Origin of the sequence: Acinetobacter sp. AG3 (assembly GCF_022343575.1) — a bacterium.
In the GTDB taxonomy this organism is placed as follows: Bacteria; Pseudomonadota; Gammaproteobacteria; order Pseudomonadales; family Moraxellaceae; genus Acinetobacter; species Acinetobacter guillouiae.
Genome location: NZ_JAKQZD010000001.1, coordinates 1722303 through 1733929, shown reverse-complemented (window position 1 = coordinate 1733929; position 11627 = coordinate 1722303). Strand labels below are relative to the sequence as shown.

The 11627-nt window shown below is 38.1% G+C and carries 10 protein-coding genes and 1 pseudogene; 10 read left to right on the top strand and 1 reads right to left on the bottom strand.

What is annotated here, in order from left to right; all coding sequences use genetic code 11:
* The first annotated feature begins 196 nt into the window (after nucleotides 1–196).
* The 7 genes from L3V46_RS22870 (at nucleotide 197) to purD (ending at nucleotide 7525) form a co-directional block, all read left to right on the top strand.
* Complete coding sequence (locus L3V46_RS22870; RefSeq protein WP_004719309.1) at nucleotides 197–619, top strand: hypothetical protein; 423 nt, start codon at nucleotides 197–199, stop codon at nucleotides 617–619.
* A gap of 376 nt (nucleotides 620–995) precedes the next feature.
* A complete protein-coding gene (locus L3V46_RS07960; protein ID WP_004822467.1) occupies nucleotides 996–1871 on the top strand; it encodes a bile acid:sodium symporter family protein in 876 nt (291 codons plus the stop codon).
* Between the two features lie 127 nt (nucleotides 1872–1998).
* Nucleotides 1999–2901, top strand: coding sequence for a 50S ribosomal protein L11 methyltransferase (gene prmA, locus L3V46_RS07955; protein ID WP_239045388.1), 903 nt, complete (start codon nucleotides 1999–2001; stop codon nucleotides 2899–2901).
* Nucleotides 2902–2922: 21 nt separating this feature from the next.
* A complete protein-coding gene (locus L3V46_RS07950; protein WP_239045387.1) occupies nucleotides 2923–3783 on the top strand; it encodes a zinc-ribbon and DUF3426 domain-containing protein in 861 nt (286 codons plus the stop codon).
* Between the two features lie 375 nt (nucleotides 3784–4158).
* Nucleotides 4159–4428, top strand: coding sequence for a DNA-binding transcriptional regulator Fis (gene fis / locus L3V46_RS07945; RefSeq protein ID WP_001086304.1), 270 nt, complete (start codon nucleotides 4159–4161; stop codon nucleotides 4426–4428).
* A 94-nt stretch (nucleotides 4429–4522) separates the two neighbouring features.
* Nucleotides 4523–6097: a bifunctional phosphoribosylaminoimidazolecarboxamide formyltransferase/IMP cyclohydrolase gene (gene purH, locus L3V46_RS07940; protein ID WP_151957901.1), complete on the top strand. Its 1575-nt coding sequence runs from the start codon at nucleotides 4523–4525 to the stop codon at nucleotides 6095–6097.
* A gap of 144 nt (nucleotides 6098–6241) precedes the next feature.
* Nucleotides 6242–7525, top strand: coding sequence for a phosphoribosylamine--glycine ligase (purD, locus tag L3V46_RS07935; RefSeq protein ID WP_239045386.1), 1284 nt, complete (start codon nucleotides 6242–6244; stop codon nucleotides 7523–7525).
* Between the two features lie 95 nt (nucleotides 7526–7620).
* On the opposite strand, the pseudogene L3V46_RS07930 reads toward purD, so the two are convergent.
* Nucleotides 7621–8139: pseudogene (locus L3V46_RS07930) on the bottom strand (alpha/beta hydrolase); the annotation flags it as partial.
* 706 nt (nucleotides 8140–8845) lie between these two features.
* Between L3V46_RS07930 and L3V46_RS07925 the strand changes: the two are divergent.
* The 3 genes from L3V46_RS07925 to L3V46_RS07915 all read left to right on the top strand — a co-directional run bounded on the left by L3V46_RS07925 (nucleotide 8846) and on the right by L3V46_RS07915 (nucleotide 11549).
* Entirely contained in the window at nucleotides 8846–9718 is an 873-nt protein-coding gene (locus tag L3V46_RS07925; protein WP_004719302.1) for a MetQ/NlpA family ABC transporter substrate-binding protein, read from the top strand.
* Nucleotides 9719–9831: 113 nt separating this feature from the next.
* Nucleotides 9832–10857 carry an ATP-binding cassette domain-containing protein gene (locus L3V46_RS07920; protein WP_004719301.1) on the top strand — a complete coding sequence of 342 codons (1026 nt, stop codon included), beginning with the start codon at nucleotides 9832–9834 and terminating at the stop codon, nucleotides 10855–10857.
* A complete protein-coding gene (locus tag L3V46_RS07915) occupies nucleotides 10854–11549 on the top strand; it encodes a methionine ABC transporter permease (protein ID WP_034613374.1) in 696 nt (231 codons plus the stop codon). Before L3V46_RS07920 ends, L3V46_RS07915 begins: the two co-directional genes overlap by 4 nt.
* Nucleotides 11550–11627: the final 78 nt, after the last annotated feature.

Genomic DNA, 11627 nt, shown 5'->3' with positions numbered 1-11627 from the left:
GCAGTTTTACAAATATTATTTCCCTCAATCATGCGTATGAACGATTAAACATCTCTTATACATAGGCAACATAAATTGACACTTCGTTTCATGACTGCCCTACAAATAGAATTTAACTTATCAAAAACTCACGATACGATAGACAATACACGGACAAATTATTTTTTTCGAGACTTTATATATAAGGAATATCATGATGAAAAATACCATGTCTAAAGTAATTACAGCATCTTTACTCAGTTGTGTTGCATTTAGTTTTGCCCATGCTGCTGATGAAAACACCAGCAAAGCCGAAGTGAAAAAGCAAATTCAGGTATGTGCCAAGAAAAAACAAGGTGACTGGGTCACCTACGCCAACAAAGGTGTAACTTTTAACGGTACATGTGAACCAAATGAAAATGGTAAATTACAATTTAGCTTCCCAGCACCTGCAGGTGGCAACCCAACTGCCGCTGCTGCAGCGCCTGAACCAGCCATTGAAAACCGCCCAGCTGTAGAACAATCTGCTCCAGCGAGTGCCGATGCACCAGCAACAAATGATGCATCACAAGCAGAACAACCTGCAATGGAGCAACCGAGTCAAGCCGCTCCAAGCGAAGATCCGATCCAAGCGCAATAATCTGCTTTAGGCATAAATACGTGCTTTTATAAATACCTGCTTTTATAAATAGCATGTATGAGCAAAAAAGGTGTTCCATTAAAAAATGGAGCACCTTTTTTATTTCAAGTCTGTGCGTAGACTTGATTAATATCAGTATTCATATAGTTTTACGTCTACGATGAATCAATTGTTATTCGGCCTAATGCTATATATTTAAAACACATATTTTCAAGAAGATTTCTGAGTCATAGATTTCATTTTTCAATTCGATACCTTTCGATTACACTCAAATCGAGAACGGAATATTCACATATTGAATCAGGGTCTGTTGACATTTAATAAATAGACGATTTGTCAACAGACCCTAATGTAAAACAACAAAAAGGATGAAACTATGGATTCAGGGATAATTACCATAATGCTTCCCCTCGCCCTCGCCATTATTATGATTGGACTAGGTTTAGAACTTACTCCAAAAGATTTTGCGCGAGTTTCTAAACACCCTAAAGCTGTATTGATTGCGTTATTCTGTCAATTGGTACTTTTGGTCGGTATCGCTTTTATCATTTGTAAGGTGCTTGCACTCCCGCCTTTGCTTGCCGTAGGTTTAATGTTGCTTGCAGCCTCACCTGGAGGAAGTACCGCCAATCTATTTAGTTATTTATTTAAAGGTGACATTGCACTTAATATTACCTTAACTGCAATTAACTCGGTCATTGCTGCCTTCACCTTGCCTTTGATCGTAAACTTTTCGATTCAATACTTTATGAATGATGGGCAACAAATCACCATGCAGTTCAGTAAAATACTGCAAGTCTTTGCAATTATTTTAATTCCTGTGTGTATCGGCATGCTCATTCGACATTATGCGCCACACTTTACTGAAAAATTAAGTAAACCTTTAAGAATTTTCTCAGTGGTATTTTTGATTCTCATTATTATTGGGGCAATCACCAAAGAACGTGCACATATCATGGAATACCTAACTCAAGTCGGCCTAGCCACGGTGATTTTCTGTATTTGCAGTCTGGTTATTGGCTACTTTGTTCCAAGATTACTCGGTATTAATAGTGCTCAAGCACGCGCATGCGCATTTGAGATCGGCATTCATAACAGTACCTTAGCCATGACAATTGCTTTAACTGTCATCGCAAATTCTACTGTCGCTATGCCTGCCGCAGTTTACTCAATCTTTATGTATATTTTCGCCGCTATTTTTGGTGCCTTAATTTCAAGACATGCAGCAACTGAAACTGAACCTGCGATATAAAGCCATCATGTGCCTCAACTAAAATGGATGCTTAAGCATCCATTTTTTATTTTGCTACTGAATATAAGCGTAACTTCCCAGTTTCGGCTACAATACTGCCTTTAAGAAAACGATTTAGGTCTTTGCCGTGAAGTGGTTACAAATTCATATTACTGTAGAACAAGCTCAAGTTGATTTTACTGAAACCTTGTTAAGTTCTTTAGGCGCAGTCAGCGTGACATTAGATGATGCTGAAAACCAAGACTTGCTTGAACCACTCCCTGGCGAAACTCCGCTATGGAATAAAGTGATTGTTACAGGAATCTACGCGCAAGAAGAAGGCGAAGACATTGATGTAACAGCACTAGAAACATTTATTCGTACTCAACTCCCAACTGAACCAATGCGTAGTGAATTTCTTGAAGACCAAGTATGGGAACGTTCTTGGATGAATTACTATGAACCAATTCAAATTGGTGAAAAGTATTGGATCGTACCTGAATGGATAGAGCCGCCAGAAGCGGATGCCGTCAATATCAAACTTGATCCAGGCTTAGCATTTGGTACAGGTAACCATGCATCTACTTTCCTTTGTCTGCAATGGTTAGGCAAAACCGATGTTAAAGATAAAGTGGTGATTGATTATGGTTGTGGTTCAGGCATCCTCGGTGTTGCAGCACTGCTTTTAGGTGCGAAGAAAGTCTATGCAACAGATATCGATCCACAAGCTGTCTTGGCGACCAAACAAAATGCTGAGCTGAATGGTGTTCTTGAAAATCTTTATGTTGGATTACCTGAAGAGTTCAATGCAGAATTTAAAAACCAACAGGCGGATATTTTGGTTGCAAATATTCTTGCAGGCCCACTTATGTCTCTTGCTAAAGAATTCTCAACTTTGATTAAATCTGAGGGAGAGTTCGCACTTGCTGGCGTAATTGAAGAGCAAGTTACTGATGTTTCTAGTATTTATTCTGAATTTTTTGATATAGTAGAAGTCGAGAAACGTGAAGAAACCTGGTGCAGAATTTCTGGGTCGCGTAAGGCTGTTTAATCTATGAAAATTTAAATATTTATGACCGAAAAACAAACCCGATGCCCAAATTGTGCTTCAGTTTATAAAGTATCAGTTACGCAACTCACTGTTGCGCAGGGTATGGTTTGTTGTCCGAAATGTTCACATAATTTTAATGCATTAATTCATTTACAAAACAGTCAACCTGCTCAACCCAAGATCAATCCTGAGACTGTCGTGCAAAGTCAGGCACAAAACCTCATTACGACGAAACGACAAATCGAAACCAATGTTTTAGATATTTTTAATCGTAAAATTGAAAACTCCAATATTGATTTAAGAACATACTTAAACAATTTGAATTATTTCAACAATGAGCCAGTCAATAACATTCCAAGCTTAAACTTATCACAAGGTTTAAATAACCACGGGCAACATTTAGTAAAACCCAAAAGTACGTTTTATTATCTGGCGTGGAGCTTGATCAATCTTGCTTTACTCAGCATTTTATTATTTCAAATCCTTTGGTTTAATCCAAACTTAACTGATCGTTATCCGTTTTTGAATACTGTCTTTACCCAAACCTGTGCCGTCTTACAGTGTGATACTGTTGATCAACGCTATAAACAAATTGTGATTAGTCATCTTAAAGTTAAAGCACTTGATAGACAGGAGACTCAATTTTCAGGTCAACTCAATAACCAATATTCTAAAAGCTTAGAATTACCCCTAATAAGAGTCACCTTAAAAGCTCAAAATAAGGTCATTGCTACACATGTGATTACACCTGAGCAATATCTGATTGAAAGTTTAGTTGGAATTAAGCGTATTCCTAAAAATAGCCCATATCCTTTTAAATTTGTTGTTACAGAGCCAAGAAAAAGTTTTGATCAGTACCAATTAGACATTATTCACCCTTAAAATTAAAAAAAATTATAAAAAAATGAAAAAAAATGTAGTTTTCTTGCTCATTTTTTCTTAGACAATGGTATCATATGCGCCACGAAAGCTTTGTCCTGCAAACTCCTCGCATTTTTTCAAAAAAAATACTGTTTTGTTATGTGCTTTATATCCAATATCGCGCATGTAGAACATTTTTTTGTTTAAAAGAGTGTTGTAACAAATATTAATCTATTGTTACGCTTATTTTTCACTCAACTCGACGATTTGTGGCAAGCTAATTGTTCTTGTTTTAGAGCCAACCGTTTTAGGATCTAAAACGGAGCTCAGATTTTTTTAGACCACATTTATATATTACTTTACCCAAGTAATATTTTGATTTTCGGATTAACTCGCATGAATAGCAAATCTCCTATTTTTACTGCACAATCTGACGTCGCTCTTCGTATTCACGTAGATCGCGCAGTTCGTCACTATTTTGCACAATTGCAAGGTGAGCAACCATCACAAGTGTACGACATGGTGCTAGCAGAAATGGAGAAACCTCTTTTATCTGTTGTCTTAGAATACACACGCGGGAATCAGACTCGCGCTGCTGAGATTCTCGGACTGAACCGTGGCACTTTACGCAAAAAGTTAAAAGCTCACGGTTTAATGAGTGAATAAATGATAAAATGCTCACGGCTTGCGTGGGCATTTTTTTTACCTATATTTTGCCTACCTGTTCAATCTCTAGACTTAAAAACTGTTGACGAAGATCATGACTATTAAACGCGCTTTAATCTCTGTTTCTGATAAAACCGGGATCGTTGAATTTGCCCAGAACCTTGTTGCTCTTGGGGTGGAAATTTTATCTACTGGCGGTACATATAAGTTGCTTAAAGACAACAATGTGGCTGTAGTTGAAGTTTCAGAGCACACAGGCTTCCCAGAAATGATGGATGGTCGTGTAAAAACACTGCATCCTAAAATTCATGGAGGCATTTTGGCTCGTCGTGGTCTAGACGAAGCTGTCATGGCTGAACACAACATCGATGCAATCGATCTTGTTGTCGTAAACCTTTATCCTTTTGCTGCTACTGTTGCTAAACCAGACTGCTCGCTTGCAGATGCAATTGAAAATATTGACATTGGTGGCCCAACAATGGTTCGTGCAGCTGCGAAAAACCATGCATCTGTGGGGATCATCGTAAATGCAACTGATTATGCAACTGTAATTGCAGAACTTAAAGCGGATGGTGCTTTATCTTATGCGACTCGTTTCGATTTAGCGGTTAAAGCATTTGAACATACTGCCCAGTATGACGGCATGATTGCTTCTTACCTCGGTGCACGTGTTGGTAAAGAAGAAGGTCAAGCTGACAAATTTGCTCGTACTTTCAATACCCAGTTAAATAAAGTACAAGATCTTCGTTATGGTGAAAATCCACATCAATCTGCTGCTTTCTATGTAGAATCGACTGCAACTGAAGCATCGGTTTCAACTGCTAAGCAGTTACAAGGTAAAGAACTTTCTTATAACAATATCGCGGATACAGATGCAGCACTTGAATGTGTCAAATCATTTGCAAAACCAGCGTGTGTCATTGTTAAACATGCAAATCCATGTGGTGTTGCAGTATCGTTAGATGGTCTTAAAGCTGCATACGATCTTGCATATGCAACTGACCCAGAATCAGCATTTGGTGGCATCATTGCATTTAACCGTGAGTTAGATGTTGCTACAGCTCAAGCAATTGTTGACCGTCAATTTGTTGAAGTGATTATTGCACCAAGTATTGCCGATGGTGTACTTGAAGTGACTGGCGCAAAGAAAAACGTCCGTGTTCTGGTATGTGGCGAACTTCCTAAAATTGATGAACGTGCTTCACAATACGATTATAAACGTGTCAATGGCGGTTTATTGGTTCAAGACCAAGACCTCGGCATGATCACTAAAGATGATCTTAAAGTAGTGACTAAGCGTGCCCCTACTGAAGCAGAAATTGATGATTTAATCTTTGCTTGGAAAGTTGCCAAATACGTTAAATCCAATGCTATTGTTTATGCTAAAGGCCGTCAAACCATTGGTGTTGGTGCTGGTCAAATGAGCCGTGTAAACTCTGCACGTATTGCCGCGATCAAAGCTGAACATGCAGGTTTAGTGGTTGAAGGTGCTGTTATGGCATCTGATGCATTCTTCCCATTCCGTGATGGTATTGATAACGCTGCAAAAGCTGGTATCAAATGTATTATTCAACCGGGTGGTTCAATGCGTGATGAAGAAACAATTGCAGCAGCAGATGAAGCTGGTATTGCAATGGTCTTCACGGGTATGCGTCATTTCCGTCACTAATTCACAATAAATCATTATTTAAAAATCCCCCTAAGTCCCTCTTTTCATAAGAGGGACTTGTCACGAACTACAGGACTCTTTAAATTCGTGATACCCCTTCCTGTATAAAGGGAGGTTGGGAGGGATTAAAAAAGGATACATAAGATGAACATATTAGTTTTGGGTAGTGGTGGTCGTGAACATGCATTGGCATGGAAAATTGCGCAAGACGATCAAGTCACTAAAGTTTTTGTTGCACCAGGAAACGCGGGTACAGCAACTGAACATAAATGTGAAAATGTTGCTTTAGATATTCTCAACAACCCTGCCATTATCGACTTTGCAAAAAATAATGCCGTTGACCTCATTATTGTTGGTCCTGAAGCACCGCTTGTAAATGGTGTGGTCGATGCAGGACGAGCAGCTGGCCTTAAAATTTGGGGACCAACCCAATTTGCAGCACAACTTGAAGGCTCTAAAGCTTTCGCCAAACACTTTTTAAAACGTCATAACATTCCTACAGCATTCTATGATGTATTCACTGAAGTGGATGCAGCCAAAGCATTTGTAGAAAAAAATGGCGCACCAATCGTAATTAAGGCAGATGGCCTTGCTGCGGGTAAAGGCGTCATTGTTGCGATGACCAATCAAGAAGCGTTTGATGCAATTGATGACATGCTTGCAGGCAATAAATTTGGTGATGCAGGTTCGCGTGTTGTTATTGAAGAATTCCTTGAGGGTGAGGAAGCATCGTTCATTTGTATGATTGATGGTGACAACATCCTTCCCATGGCAACGTCACAAGACCATAAACGTATCTTTGAAGCTGACCAAGGTCCAAATACGGGTGGTATGGGTGCGTATTCCCCTGCCCCAGTTGTGACTGCAGATGTTTTTGACAGAGTCATGAAAGAAGTCATGCGTCCAACTGTAGATGGTATGAAGGCTGATGGTCATACCTACACAGGTTTCTTGTATGCTGGTTTGATGATCGATGAGCAAGGGCAACCTCGTGTCATTGAGTTTAACTGCCGTTTTGGTGACCCTGAAACTCAACCGATCATGATGCGCTTAAAATCTTCTCTGGTTGATTTAGTAGAAGCCGGTATTGCTGGTAACTTACCCGCTGAAGCTGCGTGGGATGAGCGTAAAACTGTTGGTATTGTGCTTGCGTCTAAAGGCTATCCTGAAACTTCGAGCAAAGATGACGTGATTTCGGGTTTAGATACCCAAATGACAGATGCGAAAATTTTCCATGCAGGTACAGCAAACAATGCCAATGGTGATGTAGTGACTGCTGGCGGTCGTGTACTTTGCGTAACAGCGTTAGGCAACACAATTGGTGAAGCGCAAGCGAAAGCCTTGGAACTTTGCCAAAAAGTGACTTTTGATGGTGTTCAATATCGTAAAGATATTGGTTACCGTGCAATTGCTCGTGAAAATGCTTAAATCTGATTGAATTGTAAAACCCGCCTAGGCGGGTTTTTTTATTTGGTAAATTTTTAGTGAGTAATGCTCTTCCAGAATAATAAATATAAGATTAATTACCTTGATTGATTTTGCGCTGAATCATTTGAATCACCTACCTCATCAACACCACCAATGACCATTTGAAGCCAATCTAATAATTGAGGAAATTCCCGATATCCATCACTGGCTAGAAAATGTCCAGCATTGGGAATAATTTCATATGGAAACTCCAATTTTTCTGCCAACAAGATACTTAAATCAGTTGGAACATATTGATCATTACTCGATATAAACATTTTCCGATTCAATATTTTATTTTTAAAAGAAAAATCCTTATTCGTTTCAGTGATATATGAATCCAGTTGAGGTAGTACTGCCAATTTATTCGAAAATCCCGATACACAGACAACACCACCTATCTGTTGAAAATCAGATTCAGACAGGAAATCAAGCAGCGTAATACATCCTAAACTGTGCGCAACAAAAAATGTATGCTGATCAATTTGAGCAATATTATTTTTTAAGGTTTGCTTCCACTGTAAAAGCTTTGGATTGCTGGAGTTCGGCAATGCGATCTTTACAACTTTAGTATTTTTATCTTGTAAATTTTCCTCAAGATAATTAAACTAATGATCATCCACATTTGCACCATAACCATGAACGATATAGACATTATTTTGAGCATATGCAGTATTTAGCAATAAAAAACTGCTTAAAAGAAAGATGATTAATTTCATTTATCGATCTCTTTGAGTTAGATAAGATCTCCATGCTAAAGTATGACAGTGGTGTCAATGTCAATCACTGTTTGAATAAAATCCCCCCCATTTCGCCTAGCGCCCCCTAATAATGTTTATCACTGTACTGCTATAGGTACAGATCTAATTTTATTTTACTTATTCAAAAAAAAGATAATAAATCCTAAAAAATTTATATATTATGAATAAGTATAAAATTTAAACATTTATCGTTTAACATTCAACAAAAGCATTTGTTTTCTTTATTAAATTAATAAAAACATTGATATTCAAACAACGACATCACTACCTAATGTCAACACGCAGCCACTATGTATAATTTTCATTTATTGATATGATAAACAAATCTTTAGAGTCTGTTTTAAACAATTAAAATTCTTTTAAAACAGACTGCTAATCCTCAAATGTAAAGAATATAGATAGCGCAATCAGACAAGTACGTCACCGCATTATTTATTTTCAAAAATGTTAAAAATTCGATTTAAATGATCGAGAATGCAAAGGACAAAATTCTACTGCATTTGCTACTTAGGACTTATTCATGAAAAAGCTGTTTGGCGTTTTACTTAGCGCGTCTGTGCTCACTCTTTCTGCTTGTGGAAAACAAGAAGCTCCAAAAAATGATGCTGCCCAAGCAGATGCAGGTAAAGAACAAGTCGTTACCATGGCTTCTACAGGTTCAGATGCAGATATTTGGCGCTATATCGCAACATTACCAGAAACAAAACAAGCTGGAATTAAACTAGAAGTTAAAAACTTTACTGACTATGTTGCAATGAATACTGCTGTGGCAAACAAAGAAGTCGATATCAATGCATTCCAATCATATGCATATCTTGTTGCTTTCAATCAATCCAACAAAGAAAAAATTGCACCAATCTCTACAACATATTTAGAGCCAATGGGTATTTACTCTAGTAAAATTAAAAAAGTTGAAGAGTTTGCCAATGGTGCAACCATTGCTATTCCAAATGATGGCGCAAATGAATCACGCGCATTGCTACTTTTACAATCTGCTGGTCTCATCAAATTGAAAGATGGCTTTGATTTAGTTAAAGGCACGCCTGCTGATATTACTGAAAATGCAAAGAAAATTGTCATCAAACCTATTCAAATGGCGACTGCGGTACGTGCTAAAGATGAAGTTGATGCAATTGTTTTAGGTAATACTTTGGCAATGGAAGGCGGTTTAAACGTGCTTAAAGATTCGGTTTATTATGAGCCAGTAGACCAAACAACCAAAATGAATGTCAACGTACTTGCTGTTGCAGATGCACGTAAAGACGATGCCCTTTTGAAAAAAGTGGGTGAGTTATATCATGTTCCTGCTGTAGGTAAATATGTTCAAGAACACTTCGGTGGAACTAAAGTTGATGTGAATAAACCTGTAAGCTATCTTACAGAATCAAAATAGTTTTATAATGGATCAGGTCTATTGACCATTCTTTTATGAAAGGTCTGTAGGCCCTCATAAAACAGGCAAAGTGAATTTGCCTGTTTTTTCTTTTTGCTATAGTTTTTGACGATATGATTGAATTTAAAAACATTTCAAAACACTATGAGTTGAAAGGTCAAACCATACGTGCACTGGATCAGATTAATCTTGAGATTCCAGCGGGCAGTATTTTTGGCATTATCGGCTATAGTGGTGCAGGTAAAAGTACCTTAATCCGTTTGATTAACTTGCTTGAGCGTCCCAACCAAGGACAAGTCATCATTAATCAAAAAGACTTTACGGCACTTGATGCACGTGCATTACGTCAAGAACGTGCAAATATAGGCATGATTTTTCAGCATTTCAATTTACTACAAACCAAAACTGTAGCTGACAATATTGAAATGCCGTTAAAGTTGCTAGGTGTCAGTAAAGACCAACGTGAAAAACGTTTAAATGAGTTACTTGAGTTTATTGATCTAAAGCACAAAAAAGATGCTTTTCCAGATGAACTCTCGGGAGGTCAAAAGCAACGTGTCGGTATTGCACGCGCCTTGGCCAACCACCCCAAAATTTTACTTTGTGATGAAGCAACCTCTGCACTTGATCCACAAACTACGAAATCTGTTCTCGCTTTGCTTAAAAAGATTAATCAAGAGCAAGGGATTACCATTGTCATGGTTACGCATGAAATGGATGTAATTGAATCTGTTTGTGATTTTGTTGCGGTTATGGAACAAGGCAAAGTGATTGAAACTGGTTCTACCTTAGAAATTTTTAGTCAACCGCAACACCCGACGACGAAAAACTTTATTCAAACCGTTTTACAGCAACAGCTCCCTGTTAATATCTTAAACAATCTCGAAAATCAAAATCATAAAAGTATTTATAGTCTGCAATTTTTGGGTACTTCAGCGCAAGAGACCGTGGTACAAGCAGCAATTAAGCAATTTGATGTCAGCTTAAATATTTTATTTGCCAATATGACTGAAATTAATGGTTCAGTGATTGGTCAAATGTTTATACAACTTTTGGGAGATGCTGAAAGCATTCGCCAAACCATAGATTTCTTTGAAAAAAATGGGGTCAAGGTGGAACAGTCAGGAGTTAGACTATGAGAGAACTCATTGTACAATGGCTCACTACACTCACAGCACCATTTTGGAAAAGCTCTTTAAGCATTGACCAATTTGTTACAGCGATGCAAGAAACCATTCAAATGGTCATTTTTGCAATGCTGTTTGGTACCATTTGGGGCTTTATTCAAGCAATTACCTTGCTGGTTACTCGCCCTAATGGCATTTTACCCAATCGCGCTGTTTATCAGATTTTAAATCCTATCGTCAATGCACTACGTTCCCTACCCTTCATTATCCTATTGATTGCAGTTTTCCCACTCACCAAAGCGATCGTGGGTACAACTATTGGTACTTGGGCAGCGATTGTACCGTTGACCATTTATGTTGGTCCTTATATTGGTCGTCTTGTAGAAACATCATTGCTTGAAGTGAATGAAGGGATTATTGAGTCTGCACAGGCAATGGGTGCATCGCCTTGGCAGATTATTTTTAAATTTATTATCCCTGAATCTCGTAGCTCACTCATTCTGAGCCTTACTACAGCAACCATTAGCTTGATTGGTGCAACAGCGATGGCGGGTGCTGTAGGCGCTGGCGGTATTGGTGATTTAGCTATTTCTTATGGTTATCAACGTTTCGATCAAAGTGTGGTTTATCTCACTGTGATTGTCTTATTGATCCTTGTACAAATTGTACAGAGTCTTGGAAATTGGTTATCTAAGCTTCGATAATCCTTGCTTGCCATTTCCAGTTGTTCTTTGTTCTAAAATCATACCCTCCTTGTTGAGGGTATTTTTTATTTCTTGAGT

Excerpts from the sequence above, each read along its gene's own strand:
- L3V46_RS22870 (WP_004719309.1), top strand. The coding sequence starts at position 197 with ATGAAAAATACCATGTCTAAAGTAATTACAGCATCTTTACTCAGTTGT.
- L3V46_RS07960 (WP_004822467.1), top strand. The coding sequence starts at position 996 with ATGGATTCAGGGATAATTACCATAATGCTTCCCCTCGCCCTCGCCATT.
- L3V46_RS07950 (WP_239045387.1), top strand. The coding sequence starts at position 2,923 with ATGACCGAAAAACAAACCCGATGCCCAAATTGTGCTTCAGTTTATAAA.
- fis (WP_001086304.1), top strand. The coding sequence starts at position 4,159 with ATGAATAGCAAATCTCCTATTTTTACTGCACAATCTGACGTCGCTCTT.
- purH (WP_151957901.1), top strand. The coding sequence starts at position 4,523 with ATGACTATTAAACGCGCTTTAATCTCTGTTTCTGATAAAACCGGGATC.
- purD (WP_239045386.1), top strand. The coding sequence starts at position 6,242 with ATGAACATATTAGTTTTGGGTAGTGGTGGTCGTGAACATGCATTGGCA.
- L3V46_RS07925 (WP_004719302.1), top strand. The coding sequence starts at position 8,846 with ATGAAAAAGCTGTTTGGCGTTTTACTTAGCGCGTCTGTGCTCACTCTT.
- L3V46_RS07920 (WP_004719301.1), top strand. The coding sequence starts at position 9,832 with ATGATTGAATTTAAAAACATTTCAAAACACTATGAGTTGAAAGGTCAA.
- L3V46_RS07915 (WP_034613374.1), top strand. The coding sequence starts at position 10,854 with ATGAGAGAACTCATTGTACAATGGCTCACTACACTCACAGCACCATTT.